Raw genomic sequence first — 19,311 nt, 5'->3', positions numbered from 1 at the left:
GTTGGATCAGCCAACGTACCGCTGGAAAGGCCCTCCGATGCGCAAGATCCGCCTCGCCCTCCCCTTGCTCGCCCTCCCGCTGGCCGCGCTCGCCGCCGCCCGCACCTTCGCCACCCCGACCGACGCGCACGAAGCCCGCGAGATGCTGGACCGCCAGCAGATCACCGCGCTGGTCGACCGGCTCGGCCGGGCGTTGGACGAGGGCCGCTTCGACGACCTGCGGGCGATCTACACGCCCGACGCGACCGCGAAGACGCCCGGCGGCACGGCCGATGGCCGCGACGCTCTGATCGCCCAGGCCAGCCGCAATCACACCGCGGACAAGCGGATTCAGCACGTCATCAGCAACGTGCTGGTCGACCTGCGCGGCGACGCCGCCGACGTCCGGGCCAACCTCATCGCCACCTTCGCGCTCGCCACGACGGACGGGACGATTCCGCAACCGCGATACACGCTCGGCGAGATCTACCGCTTCGACGCGGTGCGCACCGCCGAGGGCTGGCGGCTGTCGCGGGTGGAGACCACTCCGGTCTGGTCCACCGGCACCCGTCCGTAACCAGCGCGCCGCCGGGGCCGCGAGACCGCCCCGGAACGGGCAGGGCGGCGGTATCGTCTGCGCTCGGCGATCAACCCCGGTCGCCGCTTTCCCCTCGCACCGAGGAAGTGCATGTCACGATCGACACTCGCTGCCGCTCTGATGTTTTCGGCAGCCACCTGCTCCGCGGCGATGGTCGCCGCACCTGTCGCCGCCGCGGCGCCGCCGCCCGAGGAAGCGCGCCTGGCCGGATGCGAATTCGGCAGCACCGCGGCGACATACGACTACGCGCGGTTCGGCGACCACGCCCGCAAGATGCTCGACCTGAGCACCGGAGAATTCCGGGCCGAGTTCGAGAACTTCCGCGCCAATATCCAAGCCGGCGCGGAGGCCACGCACCTGCGCGCCCAAGCCGATTCGGCGGACTGCCGCGTCGTCTCCGGCGACGACAACCGGGCCGTGGTGGACGTCGACGTCACCCGGACGGTGACCAGCGACGAAACCGACGGGCTCCCGCAGACCGGCCGCATGGCGATGACCGTGACGGTGGACAACGTCGACGGACGCTGGCTGGTCAGCAAGGTCGTGTCGCGCTGAGCCGGTGGACGATCCCGCGCCGGGGTGCGCGGGATCGTCTCCTACAGCGAGGTCACCCAGTTGCGCAGCAGCTGGGCGCCCGCGTCGCCCGACTTCTCCGGGTGGAATTGGGTCGCCGAGAGCACGCCGTTCTCCACCGCCGCCAGGAACGGCACCCCGTGCTCGGCCCAGGTGAGCTTGGGCGCGGCGATGTGGTCGCTGGGCGGCAGATCCCAAGCCTGGGCGGCATAGGAGTGCACGAAGTAGAAGCGAGTGTCCGCGTCCAGACCCGCGAACAGGACGCTGTCGGCGGGCGCGGAGACGGTGTTCCAGCCCATGTGCGGCAGCACCGGCGCGCAGAGGCGTTCGACGGTGCCGGGCCACTCGGCGCACCCGTCGGTCTCCACACCGAACTCGACACCTCGCTCGAACAGGATCTGCATGCCGACGCAGATGCCCAGCACCGGGCGTCCACCGGCCAGCCGCTGACCGATCAGCCGCTCCCCCCGCACCTCCCGCAGACCCGCCATGCACGCGGCGAACGCGCCCACGCCGGGCACCACCAGACCGTCGGCGGCCAGCACCGCCTGCGGGTCGGCCGTCACGTCGACGTCGGCGCCCGCCCTGGTCAGCGCCCGCTCGGCCGAGTGCAGGTTGCCGGAACCGTAGTCCAGCAGGGCGACGGATTTCCTCACAGCGTTCCCTTCGTGGACGGGACCCCGCTCACCCGCGGGTCGAGTTCCACGGCGGCGCGCAGAGCCCGCGCGACCGCCTTGAATTCGGCCTCGGTGACATGGTGCTGGTCGCGGCCGTAGAGCACGCGCACGTGCAGGGCGATGCGCGCGTTGAGAGCGATCGACTCGAAGACGTGACGGTTGAGCACGGTGGAATACGGCGCCCCTGGCCCGGAGCCCGGAATCACCGCGTGCAGCAGGTGCTCCGGTTCGCCGGTGTGCACGCAGTAGGGGCGGCCGGACACGTCGACCGCGGCGTGCGCCAGCGTCTCGTCCATCGGGATGTAGGCGTCGCCGAAACGACGGATCCCCGCCTTGTCGCCCAGCGCCTTGCCGAGCGCCTGGCCGAACACGATCGCGGTGTCCTCCACGGTGTGGTGCGCCTCGATCTCGATGTCGCCTTCGGCGCGGACGGTCAGGTCGAAGCTCGCGTGCGCGCCCAGGGCGGTCAGCATGTGGTCGTAGAACGGGACGCCGGTGGCGATCTCGGTCTTGCCGGTGCCGTCCAGATCGAGCTCGACGACGATGCTGGATTCCTTGGTGATCCGCTCCACCCGGGCGGTCCTACTCATGCTCACGTCCAATCGGGTTGTCGCCGGAGGTTTTCCGGCGCTGGGTCATCGCGGTGCGAGGTCGGTGCCCGCCAGCGCCGCACTGACCTTCAGCAGTTCGTCGTTCTCGGCGGCGAGGCCGATGGTGGTGCGCAGATAGCCGGGGATGCCGACATCGCGGATCAGCACACCGTGATCCAGATAGCGCTGCCAGGTGCGCGGGGCGTCGGCGAAGCGGCCGAACAGCAGGAAATTGGCGTCACTGGGGATGACGTCGAAACCCATTTCCCGCAGCGCCGCCGCGACCCGATCACGCTGCGCGGCAAGCTCGGCGACACTGCCGAGGGTCTCGTCGGCGTGCCGCAGGGCCGCGCGCGCGGCGGCCTGGGTGACCACCGACAGGTGATAGGGCAGCCGCACCAGCAGCATCGCGTCGATCACCGCGGGTGCGGCCACCAGGTAACCCAGGCGACCTCCGGCGAACGCGAACGCCTTGCTCATCGTCCTGGTGACCACCAGCTTGGCCGGGAATCGGTCGATCAGACCGATGGCGCTCGGCTGCGCGGAGAACTCACCGTAGGCCTCGTCGACCACCACGATCCCGGGCGCGGCGTCCAGGATGCGGGCCAGATCCGACTGCGGAATGCTGTGCCCGGTGGGATTGTTCGGGCTGGTCACGAAGACCACGTCGGGCGCGCGCTCGGCGATGGCGGCCAGCGCGTGGTCGACGTCGAGGGAGAAGTCGGCGTTGCGCTTCGCCTCGATCCACTCGGTGTCGATGCCCTCGGAGATGATCGGGTGCATCGAGTACGACGGCACGAAACCAAGGGCGCTGCGGCCGGGGCCGCCGAACGCCTGCAACAGCTGCTGCAGGATCTCGTTGGAACCGTTGGCGGCCCACACGTTGCCGGTGTGCACCGCGACGCCCGTCTGCGTGGTCAGGTATCCCGCCAGGTCGCCGCGCAGCGCGACGGCGTCGCGGTCCGGGTAACGGTGCAGGTCCGCGGCGGCCGCGCGGATCGATTCGGCCACGTCGTCGATCAGCGCCCGGCTCGGCGGGTGCGGGTTCTCGTTCGTGTTCAGCTGTACGGGGACCGTCAACTGCGGTGCGCCGTAAGGCTTCTTGCCGCGCAGGTTCGGCCGCAATGGCAGGTCGTCCAGGGTCACGTTCGCGCCGGGCGCGCGCACCGCCCCCGTCACGACAGCGCCTCGAAACGCGCCTGGACCGCTTGGCCGTGCGCGGGCAGGTCTTCGGCGTTCGCCAGCGCCACCACGTGACCGGCGACATCCTTCAGCGCCGCCTCGGTGTACTCCACGACGTGGATGCCCCGCAGGAAGGTCTGCACGCTCAAACCCGACGAGTGCCGCGCGCAGCCCGCCGTGGGCAGCACGTGATTGGAACCCGCGCAATAGTCGCCGAGGCTGACCGGCGCGTACGCGCCGACGAACACCGCGCCCGCGCTGCGCACCCTGGCCGCGACCGCGGGCGCGTCGGCGGTCTGGATCTCCAAGTGCTCGGCGGCGTAGGCGTTCACCACGCGCAGGCCCTGCTCGATGTCGTCGACCAGGACCGTGCCGGACTGCTTGCCGCGCAACGCCTCGCTCACCCGGTGCGCGTGCTTGACCACGGTCAGCTGCGCGGTGAGCGCCGCGTCCACCGCGTCGGCCAGCTGCGCGCTGTCGGTGACCAGCACGCTGGCGGCCAGCACGTCGTGCTCTGCCTGACTGATCAGGTCGGCGGCCACGTGCACCGGATCGGCGGTCGCGTCGGCCAGGATCGCGATCTCGGTGGGGCCCGCCTCGGCATCGATGCCGACCAGGCCGCGGCACAGCCGCTTGGCCGCGGTGACGTAGATGTTGCCGGGGCCGGTGATCAGATCGACCGGCTCCAGCTGCGCGCCGTCGGTGTCGACGCCGCCGTAGGACAGCAGCGCGACGCCCTGAGCGCCGCCGACCGCCCACACCTCGTCGACCTCGAGCAGCCGCGCGGCGGCCAGGATGGTCGGGTGCGGCAGCCCACCGAACTGCGCCTGCGGCGGCGAGGCGACCACCAGCGAGCCGACGCCCGCGGTCTGCGCGGGTACCACGTTCATCACGACGCTGGACGGGTAGACGGCGTTACCGCCCGGCACGTACAGGCCCACCCGCTCGACGGGCACCCAGCGCTCGGTGACGGTGCCGCCCGGTACCACCTCGGTGGTCTTGTCGGTGCGCCGCTGATCGGCGTGCACCTTGCGGGCCCTGGCGATGGACTCCTCCAGGGCCGCGCGCACCGCCGGGTCCAGCCGGTCCAGCGCGGCGTCCAGCTCGGCGGCGGGGACCCGCACTGTCGCCGGGATCACACCGTCGAACCGCTCGCTGAACTCCAAGGCCGCCGACACACCGTGATCGCGGATCGCCTCGACCACCGGACGCACCTGATGCAGCACCGAGTCGACGTCGACTCCCCCGCGGGGCAGCGCGGCGCGCAGCTCGGCAACGGAGGGAGTACGACCGCGCAGATCGACGCGGGCGAGCTCGATGCGGGTTGTCATGAGGTGTCGGTTCCTTGTCTCCAGCTGATTCCGCAACAGGAAAGTTGCAGCTCCAGCCTAATCGACGCGACCGGACCCCCGATCCGGCCACAGGCGGCGCCGGGCCGAGCGCGGACGCGAGTGCCAGGAAGGCACCGCGCCGGTTACTTCACCGATGCCTAACGGGTATCGCTATCGATGAGCAGACGCCCACCGGAGCTGACCACGCGCAGCGTCAGGCCCTTGGTCTGGCCCTCGATAGTGAGGCTGGCCAGTCGCATGTCGACCGACCCGTCGTCGTTGTTCGTGCGCCGCGCGGCCTCGATGGTGGCGAAGGTGTCGATGGTGCGCGCCCCCCAGTACTGACGGAAGCTCTGCTCGTTGCCGTAAACCTTCTGCGCGGCGGGCGTGAGCAGGCTCCAGGAGGCACCCGGATCGCTGTAGAACTGCTCGATCAGGCCGCCTGCCGCTCCGATGTCGACCCGCTCACCCGAGCTCGGGGTGCGACCGAGCTCGGCGGCGACGGTCGAGGTCGAGCCGGGCTTGGTCGTCGCGGTCGCCGACGGCGGATTCGCCTGCGGACTCGGCGAGTCACCGCCGGACTGGCTGAACGCGCTGATCAGCAGCGCCGAGATGGCGGCGACCGCGCCCACCAGCGCGCCGATCAGCACGGCGCGCCGCTTGCCGCCCGACCGCCGCTCGGCCTGTGGGCGCGGCTGCGCCATGGTCGGGGGATGTGCCGCGGTGTCGTGCTGCACGGCGGGGCGCGACGGCGCCGGACGCGGACGCCGTTCGGTCGGCGTGTAGGGCGCCGAGGACATCGCCGACGTGCGCAGCGCGCGGGTGGCCGATTCCGGCTCGCCCGCTCTGGGCCGGGTGAAAGCCTCACTGGCCGGGACGAATCCGGCGGCCACCGGCGCGGGACCGGCGTCGGCGAACATGGCGAGCTGCTGGCGCGCCACCCGCATGCTCGGGCGTTCGGCCGGTTCGGGGCTGAGCAGGTCGAGCAGGAAATCCGTTGCGGGACCGGCGTTGCGCGGCTCGCTCACCTGACCGTTGGCGGCGGCGTAGAGCACCGCGAGCGGGTTGGAGCCGCCGCCATAGGGCGGTTCGCCCTCCAGCGCGTGAAACAGCGTGGCACCCAGCGCGAACACGTCGGACGCCGGCGTCGGATCGGCGCCGCGGGCCATCTCCGGCGCCAGATAGGCGGCGGTGCCGCAGATCAGCCCGGTCTCGGTGAGCGTGACGTCGCCGGTCGCGCGGGAAATGCCGAAGTCGGTGATCTTCACCGTGCCGTGGTCGTCGAGCAGGATGTTGCCCGGCTTCACGTCGCGGTGCACGATGCCCGCCTGGTGCGCGGCGATCAGCGCCGAGGCGACCTGCTCGCCGATCCGCGCGACCTGGGTCAGCGGGAGCGTGCCCTGCGCGGCGATCACCGCGGCGAGGCTCTTGGACTTCAGGTACTCCATCACCAGGCAGGGGTCGCCCTCGTGCTCGGTGATGTCGAACACGACGATCGCGTTCGGATGCTGGAAGCGGGCGGCGTTGCGGGCTTCCCGGATGGCGCGCTGACGCACCACGTCCCGTTCGGCCTCGGGCAGGCTCGGCTGGATGTGGATCTGCTTGACGGCCACGGAGCGCTGGAGGCGTTCGTCGACGGCACGCCAGACCACGCCCGTGCCGCCGCTACCAATCCGCTCGACCAGGCGGTAATGCTCCGCGATCAACTGACCGGTATCGATGGCGCCTACTCCGAACCTTCTCGAAATCGTGACATCCCGCATATTGATAACTTCACGCGGTCCGGGGATGAGTGTAGCGGGCGCTGGAATGCTCGCACGCGTCAGCCGGGCCATGTTCCGGGCCCAAAACGCCCGAAACGGACTATCGCGTCGCCCGCAGCATCCGGCCTGCGGCCTCCACCGCGGGAGCCGAACTGCCCGCATCACTGACAAAGGCCGCGAATGCCAGGTCACCGTCGATGCCGACGAACCAACCGTGCGCGTGGGTGTCGTCGATGTATTCCGCGGTGCCGGTCTTGCCGAGCAGTCCAGGAATATCGCGCAACTGCGTCGCCGTGCCGCCGGTGATCGTCTCGCGCATCATGGATTTCAGCTGGTCGGCGACGGCGGGCGGCAGCGCGTCCTGCGCCCGGTCCGGCGTACCGGGCCGCCCCGCGACCAGGGTGGGCGCGGGCACCGCGCCGCGCGCGATCGAGGCGGCGAGCAGTGCCATGCCGAACGGAGAGGCTGTCACTTGCCCTTGACCGATCGCCGACTCCACCCGCAGTGCGGACGTGTCGGCCGGTGGCACTTTTCCGGTGACAGTTGTCAGGCCCGGTGTGACGTAATCGATGCCCAGCCCGAGCTGTGCCGCCGCTTTCGTCATGGCGTCGGCGGGCAGTTTCACCCCGAGCGCGCCCATCGTCGTGTTGCAGGACCGCGCGAAAGCGGTGTGCAGCGGCACCGTGCCCAAATCGAAATTGTTGTCGTTGGGGATGCGGCGGCCCTCGATGTTCGCGGTGCCCGGGCAGGCCACCCGGGTATCGGGTGTGACCGTGCCCGCCTGCAGCGCGGCGGAGACGGTGACCGTCTTGAACGTCGAGCCGGGCGGGTACAGGCCGGTCAGCGCGATCGGGCCCTGCGCGTCGGCCGCGGCGTTCTGCGCGACCGCGACCACGTCGCCGGTCGAAGGCCGCAGGGCGACGATCGCGGCGGGCTGCGCGATCGGCGCGAGCGCCGCCTCCGCCGCGCGTTGGAGACCGACGTCGAGGGTGGTCGCGATGTCGGCGGTGGGCGTCGGGTCCTTCCCGGCGACGCGCTGGGTGCCCTCCGGCGTCTGGGCGCGCACCGCCCAGCCCGCGTTCGCGTCGGCGGATTCCTGCCACAATTCGGCGAGCCCGGACAGGGTCGGTGCGGCCAGCGCTTTATCGGTCGTCAGCAACCGGGTCTGCGGCGCGAGAGTGACGCCCGGCAGCGCGGCGAGCCGATCTTCGATCGGGGCGATATCCGTTTCGCGCAGGGTGATCGCGGTGACCGGCTTTCCTTGCGCCTGGACCAGTTCGGCGTGCAGCGACTGCGTGGTGAGGCCGGAGGCGAGCGGACCGAGCAGGTCGGCCACCGCCGCGAGGTCGGCGCCCGGGGCGATGTTCACCAGCGTGACGACCTGCTCGGTCATCAACTCGCCACCGGTGGAATCGAGAACGCGGGCCGGTTTCGGATAGACCCGGCCGTAGCTCAACGGCCCCGAAGCCAGGCCGGGGGCGAGGGTGGCGGGATCCCACTTCACCTTCCACCCCGCACCGCTGTCGCTCGCGGTGCCGTTGGTCGTGTAGGTCCACTCGGTTTTGCCGTCCTCGCCCAGCTTCCAGGTCGCGGCCAGCGCGAAGCGGTTGTCGTCGACCGAGCCGACCTCGAAACGCACCTCCTTGCCGAGCCCGTCGTAGAGCTTGCCGAGCGTGTCGGACGCCGCGGCCGGGTTGTCGGTGAGCGCGGCGGCCGCGGCGATGTCGTCGCGATTGAGCGCCTCGGCGAACTGCCCCGCTACGGTGTCGGGCTGCTCCGGTCCGGACGAGCAGGCGGCGAGCACGAGCACCGGTGCGGCGAACAGGACGAGAGGGTTCCGGTTGGTACGCACGCCGTCGACACTATCGGCCCGCACCGCGCCGACGGCGTAGGCTGCCGCCTCCCCTCCACTCGGCCCATCAGGCCGCGGTGTCAGTCGCGGGACCAGGGGGCCTCGGCCAACGCGGCGGCGTCCGCCTCGGTGAGGTCGATGTCGAACACCTCGGCGAGGATCTTGGGCAGCTCGGCCGGTTCCAACTCCCGTGTGTCGCTCGTGCCGTCGGGATACTCGGTGACGAGGGTGGTGCCGTCCAGCACGTGGTGCGCGTCCGGGTGGAAGCGCTGCACGAACGGCCGCGTGGTGAACGGGGAACGCGGCGAAGTCGAGACGAAATGATTGCCGACGACGTAGTCGATGCGGTACTGCGGGTTCAGGGTGAAACTGTGCCGGTCGACCCAACCTTCCCGGCCGAACTGGTGCAGCACCCACAAGTCGGAATCCAACTCGCCGAGCCTGCGTTCCAGACGGAACTTCCACTCCCCCGCGGTGAATTCGCCCGTCTCCATGGACAACTCGATGGGCGCGAGCGGACCGGCGCCGAAGCCGACATCGCACAGCCAGATTCGGTCGTCATCGGCGGTCGTCACACGCAGCAGGGCGTGGGTGGCGGGCCGCAACCCCGTGCCCGCGCCCATGCTCACCCGGCCGCTGAGGCCGGTGACGCCGAACCCGAGCCGCTCCAGCGCCGCGGCGAACAGTCCGACGTTCTCGTAGCAGTAGCCGCCGCGGCGGCGCCGGACGAGCTTGTCCTGCAAGGTCGCCAGATCAAGCTCGATCGAGCGGCCGAGGATGATCTCCAGGTTCTCGAACGGGATCGCGGTGGTGTGCGCCCGCACCAGCTGATGCAGCGTCGCCACCGTGGGGGCGCGCTCGCCGTCGAAGCCGATCCGGGCCAGATAGGCGTCCAGGTCGAGATCGGCGCCGTTCCAGTGGTAGGCCGGGTCGGTCGGCTTCGTCATCGCGTCCTCACTTCGTTGTCGGTCTCTCGTGATCAACCGCTCCGCGCCGCGATCCTGTTCCCCGCTTGCCTTACGCCGCGCACTTGGCGCCCGGCGGGGCGGACGGAGCGGTGACGACGCCGTGTGCGACATCGACGACATAGTCGCGGTCGGGGCCGTCGACCGGCTCCGTGCCGAGCAGCAGGCGTTCCACGACGCAGCCGCCCTCGAAGAAGGCCGGGCCGACGCTGTGGTCGCCGGGAACCACCTGCCCGGTCAGATCGCGGCCGGTGACGACGGTGTACATCGAGGTGGGTTTGCCCGCGGCGAGGAGCCCGGCGCGCATCTCCACGCTCGTGGCGTAGGGCACCACGTCGTCGGCGGTGCCGTGGACGAGCAACGCGCGCCGCACGTCCATCCGGTTCGCCAGCAGCGCGGGCGAACGCTCGGCGTAGGCCAGCGGGCAGGTGGCCGGAGGACAACCGCCCGCATCGCGCTCGATCTGTCCCGGCAGAGCGGAATCCACCGAACCCGCACCCAGCCACATGGTGAAATCGTCGGCCGGGCCGTAGTTGTCGACCCAGTAGTCGAACATGCCGCGCGGACCGTGCGCCACCGCGAGACCGCTGGTGATGCCGCCCTGGCTCCAGCCCCACAGCACGGTGCGGGTGATGGATCGATGGGCGTCCTGATACCAGGCGGTCGCGGCGACGATGTCGCGCCACCCCGCCCATAGATTCCATTCCCCCGGGCGCCACACGCTTTCCGCCGAGCGCAGATCCATCGACAGGATCGGGGTCGCGGTGCGCCGCGCGATCGAGGCGAGGTAGTCGGCGAAATCGGCCGAGGACCCGTCGTGCCCGTGCACGGCTACCACGAGCGCCTGCGCCGTCACGTCGCCTTCGGCGCAGCGGTATGGCTCGTAGACCCGGCCGGTCGCGTTCTCCCCGTCGACGCTCAGCGTCACGGGTCGGACCACTACGCCCGCCACGCAGGCCGGATTCGCCGAAACACGCTGTGCAGCAAGGCTCCCCACGAACAAGCTCACGAGAACACAACACACCACGAACACCGGATACCAGCGCCTCATGCTCGAATCATGGCACGCGCCGCGGCTCCCACCGACCCGGTTTTCGTGGGGGCACACCAGGAACGGCCGCACGTCGGCCCTGCCGGTGGCTTCACCCGGCAGCGGCTCGGCACGTGAATCTCGTCATCGCGACTTGGTGGCCCACAGAATGACGTTGGTGCCGAAGAATTTCTTGCTCCACCCGATGTCCTGGAACCCGAGTCCGCTCAGCACATCGGCGACCTGCTGTGGTGAATCGAAGGTTAGCGTGCTGGATTCGAGATAGGTGTAGGACGACCGGTCGCGAGCCACTACCTGCCCCAGCAGCGGAACGATGGTGCGCATTCCCCACTCCACGACCGGCTTCACCGGGCCGCTCGGAGGGCAGGTTTCGAGTATGACGATCCGGCCGCCCGGCTTGAGGACTCGGTACTGTTCACGAAGAACTCCGACCAGGTCTTCGACATTGCGGAGGAGATAGCCTTCCGTGATCCCGTCGAAAGACTCGTCCTCGAATGGCAAACTGGCCGCATCCGCATGGCGCCATCGAACCGTGTCCGCCCCCGGCTTGGTCATTGCGCGCGTCAACATCTCTTCCGAGAAGTCGACACCTGTCACGGTGACGGTGGGGTACCTCCGCGCCGCCTCCAGGGCGATCACACCTGTCCCCGTGGCGATGTCCAAGAGCTGACCACCTGTGGGCGGTGCGACACGCTCGGCTACTTCACGGCACCATCGTGCATGACGGCCGAGCGTCATGACGAAGTTCATCCGGTCGTAGTATCCGGCGATCTTCTCGAAGATCCCGTGCACGTCGGAGCCTTTGCCGTGAGCTAGTCGGTCACTTGTCATCTCTCGGACCTCTCTGGTCGGTACATTGCCCACTCGTACGGTCGGACCAGGCACGGGATCGCGGATGCGCTTCCGTGACCCGGCATGGCAACTGCTGCTCTCGTACGACGGTACGGTGAGCGCCACGCCGATCAGAGCCGGGTCAGGAGGTGCCAGGGAGGACAGCGCGCCGAAATTGTGGAAGCAGCTACGGAGCGAGCGGAATGCTTTGCGCGGCAATGCTTTTGCGGACGGGGTGGGCATACCGTTGCGCTGGTCACTGTAGCCGCGTCATCGACATGCCGCGCGGCGGTCGCCGAACCGATCACCGAGGATCCGGTGCTGCACGGCCGAGGATCCGCGCGCACCATTCGAGGCAACGGTGCTCGGCCGCGCACAGGTCTGCGGCAGATCGCCGAGGTCCCAGGCGATCCACCGACACGACCGGCGGAACGCTACGATTCGCCTATGCGTTCGATTGATACCGCCGAGCGGCGCGCCCGGTTGGCGGTGCGGCACCGGCTCGCGACTTCGGAACGGTCCGCCGAGATCGCCGAGATCGCCAAGTCGGTCGTGGCGCTGCACGCGACCGATCCGGCCACCGTCTTCCTTTCGGTCGCGGCGCGCGGCGACGGCCTCGCCCCGGCGGATGTCGAGCGGGCACTCTACGAGGACCGGTCCCTGCTGCGCATGCTGGCGATGCGCCGCACCATGTTCGTCGTGCCGGTCGACCTGGTCCCGATCCTGCAGGCGTCGTGCGCGGATGCGCTGGCGCACAAGCAGCGTCGCACCTACGGCAAGTACCTCGCGCAGGCGGGCGTCGGCGACGGCGACGTGCAGGGCTGGCTCGCCGAGGTGGAAGCCGAGACGCACAAGGCGCTGCTGGAGCGGGGATCGGCGACCGGCGCGCAGCTGAGCAAGGACGTCCCCCGGCTGCGCACGCAGGTGAATATCGCGCCGGACAAGGCGTATTCGAAGCCGACGAACATCACCACCTGGGTGCTGGTGACGCTGGGCTGCGAGGGCCGCATCGTGCGCGGCAGGCCGAACGGCGGCTGGACCAGCAGCCAGTACACTTGGGCGCCGATCGAATCGTGGTTGCCGGACGGTGTCGCGGCGATGTCCGCCGCGGAGGCCCGTGTCGAGCTGGTCCGGCGCTGGTTGCGTGCCTTCGGCCCGGCGCCGGTGTCCGACATCAAGTGGTGGACCGGCTGGACGCTGGGCGAGGTCCGCGCGGCGCTCGGCGCGCTCGACCTGGTCGAAGTCGACCTGGACGGCGTCACCGGTGTGCTGCTCGCCGACGATCTCGAGCCCGTCGCGGCCCCGGAACCATGGGCGGCGCTGCTGCCCGCGCTCGACCCCACCCCGATGGGCTGGCAGGCACGGGACTGGTTTCTCGGCCCGCACGGACCGAGCCTGTTCGACCGCAACGGCAATATCGGCCCGACGGTCTGGTGGAACGGGCGCATCGTCGGCGGCTGGGCGCAGCGCAAAGACGGCAAGATCGTCTACCGCCTGCTCGAGGACATCGGCACAGACGCCGAATCGCTGATCGCCGCGCAAGCCAAGCGAACCACCCACTGGTTCGGCGAGGTACGCGCCATTCCGCGATTCCGGACACCGCTGGAACGCGAACTCACCGCCTGATCGCCTACATGTCCAGCCCGAGGTCGAGGACGTGGACCGAGTGGGTGAGCGCGCCGACGGCGAGGTAGTCGACGCCGGTGCGGGCGTAGTCGGCGGCGACGTCGAGGGTCAGGCCGCCGGAGGATTCCAGTTTTGTTGCCGGCGCCGTGGCGTTGCGGCGTTGCACCGCGGCCTGGGTCTGCCAGAGCGGGAAGTTGTCCAGCAGGACGAGTTCCACGTTTTCCGCGAGCACGGCGTCGAGCTGGTCGAGGCTGTCGACTTCGACTTCGCAGGGGAGGCCGGGGGCAGTGGCGCGGACCGCGCGCAGCGCCTCGACGACCGAGCCCGCCGCGACCACATGGTTGTCCTTGATCAGGGCGGCGTCGCCGAGACCCATGCGGTGATTGACGCCGCCGCCGACGCGGACGGCGTACTTCTGCAGCGCGCGCAGCCCGGGCAACGTCTTGCGGCTGTCGCGGATGCGGCACCGGGTGCCCGCGACCGCGTCGACCCAGGCGGCCGTCGCGGTGGCGATGCCGGAGAGATGGCACACCAGGTTGAGCATGGTGCGCTCGGCGGTGAGCAGGCCGCGGGTCGGCGCGAGCACGGTCAACACGGACTGGTTCGGCGTCACCCGGGTTCCGTCGGCCACGCGCTCGGTGACCTCGTACTCGCCCGCGCCGATCACCTCATCGAGCACGAGCAGCCCGGCGTCGAGCCCCGCGACGGTACCCGGCTGCCGCGACACCACCGACGCCTTCACGACCGCGTCGGCGGGCACGGTGGCCACCGTGGTGACATCCGGGCCGTAGCGCAGATCCTCGTCCAGCGCGGCGCGGATGATCCGCAGTACCTCGTCACGATCCAGACCGGCGTCCAGCGCCATCGGAGCGCTCCTCTCTCGCCGAGCCGGACACGATGGATTCCGAAGGTCCTGCTCGACGGCTGTGTTCAGGGAATGGGTGCTAGGAATTCGGGGGCGCCCTCGTCGTTCAACCGGATCGGGAGGCCGCGGCGGAGTCCGGCCACGAGATCCGGGTGGTCCGAGCGGGTGTGACAGCCGCGGCTTTCGGTGCGGGCGAGGGCGGCCAGCAGAAGCGTGCGCGCCGCCAGGGTGAGGGCGGCGTCCTCGATCCCGGCGACCGGGTGTGCGGAGCCGGTGAGCGTGTCGCGCCGGGTGACCACGTCGTCGAGCCGTTTGAGCGCTTCGGCGAGACCAGCACCGTCGCGGACCACCGAGGCGTGCGTGGTCATCAAGCGCTGCACGATGTCGCGATCGGCATGCTCGGCGACGCGCGCCGGGATCTCGGCGACGCCCGCCCGCCCGCCGAGCCGCTCGGCCGCGGCGGCTCCAGCGCGCTCGCCGACCACCAAACCCTCGAGCAAGCTGTTGGAGGCCAACCGGTTCGCCCCGTGCAGGCCGGTGCGCGCCACCTCACCCGCCGCGTACAGGCCGGGCACTCCGGTGCGGCCGTGGGTATCGGTGACGACCCCGCCGCACTGATAGTGCGCGGCGGGTGCGACCGGGATCAGGTCCGCGCGCGGATCGATGCCCGCGGCGAGGCAGGAGGCGGTGATCGTCGGAAACCGTTGCGGGAAGTGGTCGATCGAGCGCGCGTCGAGATAGACGTGCTCGGTGCCGAGTGCCCGCATGCGCGCGGCGATGGCGCGCGAGACCACATCGCGCGGCGCGAGATCGCCACGCGGATGCAACCCCTCGGTCACCGAATTGCCTTCGGTATCGACGAGTCTCGCGCCTTCACCGCGAACCGCCTCGCTGATCAGCGGCCTGCGTCCCACCCCGCCGGGGGTGTAGAGCACGGTCGGATGGAACTGCACGAACTCGAGATCGGCGACCGCGGCACCGGCCCACAGCGCGAGCGCGATGCCGTCGCCGGTGGCGCCGGGCGGATTGGTGCTCAGCGCGTACAACTGGCCGAGCCCGCCGGTGGCCAGCAGCACCGCAGGCGCGTGGACGACGCCGAACCCGTTGTCCGACACCGCGACCACACCCTGGACGCCGCCGCGCCCGGTGACGATCTGCCCCACCGCGGCCCCGAACAGCACCGGCAGACCGGCCTCGTTCAGCGCCCGCTGCACCTCGGCGCCGGTCGCGTCGCCGCCGGCGTGGATGATCCGGCGGGTGCTGTGGCCGCCTTCCCTGGTCCGGGAGATCTGGCCGTCCCGGCCGAGGTCGAACACCGCGCCGAGATCGGTCAGCGCGGCCACCGCGGCTCGGCCGCCCTCGACGATCGAGCGCACGGCGTCCACGTCGCACAGCCCCGCGCCCGCTTCCACGGTGTCGTGCACGTGCGATTCGACCGAATCGCCATGCGGCGCCACCACCGCGATACCGCCCTGGGCGTACTGGGTGGACGTGTCGGTCGGACCGCCTTTGCTGAGCGTGAGCACCCGCAGGCCACGCAGTGACGCGGTGCGCGCCGCGGTCAGCCCCGCGACGCCGCCGCCGATCACGACCAGGTCCGCCTCGGCCTCCCAGTCGATCGAAAGCCGGGATGTCATCGGCCCGTGCCTCTCTGTCCGCCGACCCGCGAATCAGCCGGACCGGCCACCCCGATGAAACTCATTCACCGCCGCCGGGATTGCCGATCGCGATCATCCGCTGCACCGAATTACGGCCCAGCGCGGCGGTTTCCGGATCGACGTGAACCTCGTCGCGTCCCTCGACCAGGCAGCGCAGCAGCGCCGCCGGGGTGATCATCTTCATGTATTTGCACGAGGCGCGGTCGTTCACGGCCTGGAAGTCGATACCGGGCGCGGCCTTGCGCAACTGGTGCAGCATGCCGACCTCGGTGGCCACCAGCACCTGGTTCGACTTCGCCGCCTTGGCCGCGTCGATCATGCCGCCGGTGGACAGGATGTGCACCCGCTCGGCCGGGAACGCGCCCTCGCCCGCCAGGTACAGCGCCGAGGTGGCGCAACCGCATTCGGGGTGCACGAACAGCTCCGCGTCCGGGTGGGTGCGCGCCTGCTCGGTCAGCTCGTCGCCGTTGATGCCCGCGTGCACGTGGCACTCGCCGGCCCAGATGTGCATGTTCGCCCGTCCGGTGACCCGCTTGACGTGCGCGCCGAGGAATTGGTCCGGCAGGAACAGCACCTCCCGGTCCGGATCGATCGAGGCCACCACGTCCACCGCGTTGGAGGAGGTGCAGCAGATGTCGGTGAGCGCCTTCACCTCGGCGGTGGTGTTCACGTACGAGACGACCACCGCGTTCGGGTGCTCGGCTTTCCAGGCGCGCAGTTCGTCGGCGGTGATGGAGTCCGCGAGCGAGCATCCGGCGCGCTGATCCGGGATGAGGACGGTCTTGGCCGGGCTGAGGATCTTGGCCGTCTCGGCCATGAAGTGCACCCCGCAGAACACGATCGTGTCCTCCGGCGCCTCCGCCGCGATCCGCGACAGCGCCAGCGAGTCGCCGACGTGGTCGGCCACGTCCTGGATCTCCGGTAGCTGATAGTTGTGCGCGAGAATGGTCGCGTTGCGCTCCCTGGCCAGTCGCTTGACCTCCTGCGCCCATTCCGGCGTCGCCTCGACTCCGGCGAACCCCGCGGGTCCGTCGAACACCTGCCCCATCAGCGGGGGCGCCAGCTTCGCACCCGTCGTCGCCATGGATGGCTCCCTTCCTCGTGCGGTCGGCTACCGCGCCGATTCGCACCAAACCAGGTTTTCGACTTATAATCGAAAACGTGCCCCATAGTAGCACCATCCACGAATCACTCACCGCGGTGTTCCAGGTTCGCCGCTTCCCTGCCGACATCACCGCAGCTAGAAGCTCCGCGGACCGCACGGAAGACGTGCTGCGACGTTGCCCACCCGACCAGCGAACCGAACTGGCGGTGTTGCTGTGGGAACGCGCACTGGACCCACAGAAGGGCACCTGGTCGCTGCCCGGCGGCCGGCTCGGTGACGACGAGGACCTCGACACCTCCGCACGCCGCCAGCTCGCCGAGAAGGTCGACGTGCGCGAGCTGGCCCATCTCGAACAGCTCTCCGTGTTCAGCGCCCCCGACCGGGTGCCGAGCCCGCGGCGCATCGCCTCGGCCTACCTCGGCCTGGTGCCGCTCACCGCCGACCCGCGGCTACCGCCGGACACCGCCTGGCATCCGGTCTCCGCGCTGCCGGACATGTCCTTCGACCACCGCACCGTGGTCGACCACGCCCGCACCCGCTTGGCCGCGAAGCTGTCCTACACCAACATCGCCTTCGCGCTGGCCCCCGAGCGGTTCACGATGTCAACCTTGCGCGAAATCTATTGCGCTGCATTGGGTTACGACGTGGACACCACGAACCTCCAGCGGGTCCTTTCCCGCCGCAAGGTGATCACCCCCACCGGCGCCACCGCCGCCCCCGGCCGCGCGGGCGGCCGCCCCGCCGCCGTCTACCGCTTCACCGACTCCGGTCTGCGCGTCACGGACGAATTCGCGGCACTGCGGCCACCATCCTGAGCGCGGCCGCCGCGCCGGGTCTGCCGCCGCACCGACCCGGCGCAGGTTCGGCTCGTCGCCCGGACCTGCACGAAACGTGGTGCCGTATCGACCATCCCTCCTTGATCTCGTCCGGGCACGCTGGGGCGGCAGACCGCGCGGGCGAGGGTCGGAGCGACGTTCTTCGGCGCCTTATCCGACTACCATGAGCGGCATGTCCACGCCGCGAGTAGATCGGCCGGAGCTTCCCGAGTACATGACCTGGGAGGAACTCGAGCGCCTGCCGGAGGAGATCGCCTCCCAGATCGAGCTCTGGGACGGCCGCGTCGTCTGGGTCCGGCGCGGTCCCGCCGAGCACCAGGACTACACGAACCTGCTCTGGAGCACCCTCCGACAACAGGCGCGCGAAGCAATGTCCCAGCACCGCGAGCGGTGTTTCCGAGTCTCCACGGAAACGAATGTCTTCCTGGGATCCAACGGTAAATCCGACTTCGTGACTCCCGATTTCCTCGTCTACCGCTGCCTCGAAGCCGAATACCAGGACATCAGAGCGCGCGATGTTCTACTCGCGGGCGAAGTCCTGTCGCCATCGAACACACCGAAGGATGTCGAAGCCGAGAAGGCCCGATACGCCGACGCCGGTATTCCGTGGTACTGGGAGGTCAGGCTGGCACGCGATCCGCGCGGAATCGAGATCGTCCGCGCCTACGCGCTGGAGACAGGCCACGGCCAACTTCCGGCTGGGGTCCGGCCGCTGCACCCAACGAACTATCTCCTGGCCGACGAGTGGACCCCAGCGACCACCGACGGCATCCACATCGACTTCCCGTTCCCCATCCGCATCCCCTGGTCCGACCTCGACTACTGATACCTTCCGACGCCGACCAGACCATGATCAACGGCACATGGCTGCGGCGTTTCGCGAGAAGAGCCCTCGCTCATGTGCCGTTGATCATGAAGTCGTGTCGCGGCAACGCGCGTCAGTGCCGTGGGTGGGACGCGGGCAGTGAATGTTCGTCGGCGGCGGGCTCGTAGCCGCGATAGGGTAGCTCTCCCCTATGCGCAGCGTCGGTATAAGGCGTGAAAGTGCCTGTGGTATCGAAGGATTCGCTCTTGCGTCGGCCGCGGCCGGTACCGAGATCTTCCGACGTGTTCAGCGCGGCGAGGAACAGCAGGACGAACGACGCGATCAGCGGCTGCACGATCAGCGCGAGCGCGCTGCCCACCTCGATGGGCAGCGCGATGATCTGGCCGACCGGCGGGTCGTGCGGGCGCGGATGCAGCCATTCGGCGACCTGTTCGCCGACTCGCGCCATCACCGCGGCGCCAACACCGGAGCCGATCAGCAAACCGATCTGCAGCAGCGGTCCGCGCGCGGAACGCCACCGCCACGCGGCGATGGCCGACAACAGGCCGAGCACCGCACCCGCGAGCACGAACATCGCCAGCGCGTCGAACTGGTGCGCGCTTTCGCCGGTCAGCGCGACTCCGCGACCCGGCTCGACCACGAGCAGCCGCTCGGTGGGCGCCAGCAGCCCCCATCCGATACCGCCGATCGCGCTCGCCGCCACCACCGCCACGGCGACCGCCGCCGCGGCACGCACCTCGCTCCGCAGCCCGCCCGGGGACAGCGCCGACACCACTAGCGGCGTTCCAGATCGGCGGAGTTCAGCACGCCGTGCCGGGAGCATTTCGCCCACCAGCCGTCCGGGCTGACCTGCACGATCATGCGGCGACCGCACTGCTCGCAGAAGCGCGGCGGCTCCAGGCCCAGCGCGGCGGCCGCCGGAATCGTGTCGTCGAGCCCCGGCACGATCCGCTTGCCGGTGAACGGGTTGTAGCGCTCGTCCATGTCCATGACAGTACCCATG

The 19,311-nt window shown here is 70.1% G+C and carries 19 protein-coding genes; 5 read left to right on the top strand and 14 right to left on the bottom strand.

The window, feature by feature from the left end; all coding sequences use genetic code 11:
* Positions 1–37 precede the first annotated feature (37 nt).
* The gene (locus ON34_RS09705) at positions 38–556 is read left to right on the top strand and encodes a nuclear transport factor 2 family protein (protein WP_051022325.1); all 519 of its coding nucleotides are present in this window, start codon (positions 38–40) and stop codon (positions 554–556) included.
* A 111-nt stretch (positions 557–667) separates the two neighbouring features.
* On the top strand, positions 668–1,132 hold the full coding sequence (locus ON34_RS09700) for an Rv1363c family protein (RefSeq protein WP_157172243.1): 465 nt from the start codon (positions 668–670) through the stop codon (positions 1,130–1,132).
* Positions 1,133–1,173: 41 nt separating this feature from the next.
* On the opposite strand, the gene hisH is transcribed toward ON34_RS09700, so the two are convergent.
* From hisH to ON34_RS09655, 9 genes are all read right to left on the bottom strand, one after another.
* Positions 1,174–1,806 (bottom strand): imidazole glycerol phosphate synthase subunit HisH, encoded by a 633-nt coding sequence (gene hisH, locus ON34_RS09695; RefSeq protein ID WP_040777166.1) that lies wholly within the window; start codon positions 1,804–1,806, stop codon positions 1,174–1,176.
* Positions 1,803–2,417, bottom strand: coding sequence for an imidazoleglycerol-phosphate dehydratase HisB (hisB, locus tag ON34_RS09690; RefSeq protein WP_040777163.1), 615 nt, complete (start codon positions 2,415–2,417; stop codon positions 1,803–1,805). The genes hisH and hisB overlap by 4 nt, the downstream gene beginning before the upstream one ends.
* A 45-nt stretch (positions 2,418–2,462) precedes the next feature.
* Positions 2,463–3,596, bottom strand: a complete 1,134-nt coding sequence (locus tag ON34_RS09685) for a histidinol-phosphate transaminase (protein WP_083889267.1) — start codon at positions 3,594–3,596, stop codon at positions 2,463–2,465.
* Positions 3,593–4,930, bottom strand: coding sequence for a histidinol dehydrogenase (gene hisD, locus ON34_RS09680; protein ID WP_040777157.1), 1,338 nt, complete (start codon positions 4,928–4,930; stop codon positions 3,593–3,595). The genes ON34_RS09685 and hisD overlap by 4 nt, the downstream gene beginning before the upstream one ends.
* Positions 4,931–5,088: 158 nt before the next feature.
* Positions 5,089–6,693, bottom strand: a complete 1,605-nt coding sequence (locus ON34_RS09675) for a serine/threonine-protein kinase (RefSeq protein WP_051022324.1) — start codon at positions 6,691–6,693, stop codon at positions 5,089–5,091.
* 100 nt (positions 6,694–6,793) lie between these two features.
* Entirely contained in the window at positions 6,794–8,545 is a 1,752-nt protein-coding gene (locus ON34_RS09670; protein WP_040777270.1) for a penicillin-binding transpeptidase domain-containing protein, read from the bottom strand.
* An 80-nt stretch (positions 8,546–8,625) separates the two neighbouring features.
* Positions 8,626–9,492, bottom strand: a complete 867-nt coding sequence (locus ON34_RS09665; RefSeq protein WP_040777151.1) for an arylamine N-acetyltransferase family protein — start codon at positions 9,490–9,492, stop codon at positions 8,626–8,628.
* A gap of 70 nt (positions 9,493–9,562) precedes the next feature.
* On the bottom strand, positions 9,563–10,438 hold the full coding sequence (locus tag ON34_RS09660; protein ID WP_245547960.1) for an alpha/beta hydrolase family protein: 876 nt from the start codon (positions 10,436–10,438) through the stop codon (positions 9,563–9,565).
* A 246-nt stretch (positions 10,439–10,684) separates the two neighbouring features.
* Entirely contained in the window at positions 10,685–11,635 is a 951-nt protein-coding gene (locus ON34_RS09655; protein ID WP_218003865.1) for a ubiquinone/menaquinone biosynthesis methyltransferase, read from the bottom strand.
* A gap of 204 nt (positions 11,636–11,839) precedes the next feature.
* Between ON34_RS09655 and ON34_RS09650 the strand changes: the two genes are divergently transcribed.
* Positions 11,840–13,018, top strand: coding sequence for a winged helix DNA-binding domain-containing protein (locus tag ON34_RS09650; protein WP_040777267.1), 1,179 nt, complete (start codon positions 11,840–11,842; stop codon positions 13,016–13,018).
* A 4-nt stretch (positions 13,019–13,022) separates the two neighbouring features.
* Here the strand turns inward: ON34_RS09650 and nadC are convergent, their stop codons facing one another.
* The 3 genes from nadC to nadA form a co-directional block, all read right to left on the bottom strand.
* Positions 13,023–13,883: a carboxylating nicotinate-nucleotide diphosphorylase gene (gene nadC / locus ON34_RS09645; protein WP_040777142.1), complete on the bottom strand. Its 861-nt coding sequence runs from the start codon at positions 13,881–13,883 to the stop codon at positions 13,023–13,025.
* A 65-nt stretch (positions 13,884–13,948) separates the two neighbouring features.
* A complete protein-coding gene (locus tag ON34_RS09640) occupies positions 13,949–15,520 on the bottom strand; it encodes an L-aspartate oxidase (protein WP_040777138.1) in 1,572 nt (523 codons plus the stop codon).
* Positions 15,521–15,581: 61 nt separating this feature from the next.
* Positions 15,582–16,625, bottom strand: a complete 1,044-nt coding sequence (gene nadA / locus ON34_RS09635) for a quinolinate synthase NadA (RefSeq protein WP_040777136.1) — start codon at positions 16,623–16,625, stop codon at positions 15,582–15,584.
* A gap of 77 nt (positions 16,626–16,702) precedes the next feature.
* On the opposite strand from nadA, the gene ON34_RS09630 reads away from it, so the two are divergent.
* Together ON34_RS09630 and ON34_RS09625 are read left to right on the top strand one after the other, a co-directional pair.
* Positions 16,703–17,461: an NUDIX hydrolase gene (locus ON34_RS09630; protein WP_040777133.1), complete on the top strand. Its 759-nt coding sequence runs from the start codon at positions 16,703–16,705 to the stop codon at positions 17,459–17,461.
* Between the two features lie 193 nt (positions 17,462–17,654).
* Entirely contained in the window at positions 17,655–18,308 is a 654-nt protein-coding gene (locus ON34_RS09625; RefSeq protein WP_040777263.1) for a Uma2 family endonuclease, read from the top strand.
* Between the two features lie 112 nt (positions 18,309–18,420).
* Here ON34_RS09625 and ON34_RS09620 read toward each other — a convergent pair whose 3' ends face one another.
* Both ON34_RS09620 and bsaP read right to left on the bottom strand, forming a co-directional pair.
* A complete protein-coding gene (locus tag ON34_RS09620) occupies positions 18,421–19,080 on the bottom strand; it encodes a DUF2567 domain-containing protein (RefSeq protein ID WP_245547959.1) in 660 nt (219 codons plus the stop codon).
* 2 nt (positions 19,081–19,082) lie between these two features.
* The gene (bsaP, locus tag ON34_RS09615) at positions 19,083–19,310 is read right to left on the bottom strand and encodes a biotin synthase auxiliary protein BsaP (protein ID WP_040777130.1); all 228 of its coding nucleotides are present in this window, start codon (positions 19,308–19,310) and stop codon (positions 19,083–19,085) included.
* Position 19,311 lies beyond the last annotated feature (1 nt).

It is taken from the genome of Nocardia pneumoniae NBRC 100136 (assembly GCF_000308755.1).
Taxonomy (GTDB): domain Bacteria; phylum Actinomycetota; class Actinomycetes; order Mycobacteriales; family Mycobacteriaceae; genus Nocardia; species Nocardia pneumoniae.
The sequence above is the reverse complement of the archived record's forward strand: the minus strand, read 5'-3'. Positions and strand labels throughout refer to the sequence as shown.

Coding starts and splice junctions, on each gene's coding strand:
- ON34_RS09625 (WP_040777263.1), top strand. CDS start 17,655: ATGTCCACGCCGCGAGTAGATCGGCCGGAGCTTCCCGAGTACATGACC.
- hisB (WP_040777163.1), bottom strand. CDS start 2,417: ATGAGTAGGACCGCCCGGGTGGAGCGGATCACCAAGGAATCCAGCATC.
- hisD (WP_040777157.1), bottom strand. CDS start 4,930: ATGACAACCCGCATCGAGCTCGCCCGCGTCGATCTGCGCGGTCGTACT.
- ON34_RS09675 (WP_051022324.1), bottom strand. CDS start 6,693: ATGCGGGATGTCACGATTTCGAGAAGGTTCGGAGTAGGCGCCATCGAT.
- nadA (WP_040777136.1), bottom strand. CDS start 16,625: ATGGCGACGACGGGTGCGAAGCTGGCGCCCCCGCTGATGGGGCAGGTG.
- ON34_RS09650 (WP_040777267.1), top strand. CDS start 11,840: ATGCGTTCGATTGATACCGCCGAGCGGCGCGCCCGGTTGGCGGTGCGG.
- bsaP (WP_040777130.1), bottom strand. CDS start 19,310: ATGGGTACTGTCATGGACATGGACGAGCGCTACAACCCGTTCACCGGC.
- ON34_RS09655 (WP_218003865.1), bottom strand. CDS start 11,635: ATGCCCACCCCGTCCGCAAAAGCATTGCCGCGCAAAGCATTCCGCTCG.
- ON34_RS09700 (WP_157172243.1), top strand. CDS start 668: ATGTCACGATCGACACTCGCTGCCGCTCTGATGTTTTCGGCAGCCACC.
- ON34_RS09640 (WP_040777138.1), bottom strand. CDS start 15,520: ATGACATCCCGGCTTTCGATCGACTGGGAGGCCGAGGCGGACCTGGTC.
- ON34_RS09705 (WP_051022325.1), top strand. CDS start 38: ATGCGCAAGATCCGCCTCGCCCTCCCCTTGCTCGCCCTCCCGCTGGCC.
- nadC (WP_040777142.1), bottom strand. CDS start 13,883: ATGGCGCTGGACGCCGGTCTGGATCGTGACGAGGTACTGCGGATCATC.
- ON34_RS09665 (WP_040777151.1), bottom strand. CDS start 9,492: ATGACGAAGCCGACCGACCCGGCCTACCACTGGAACGGCGCCGATCTC.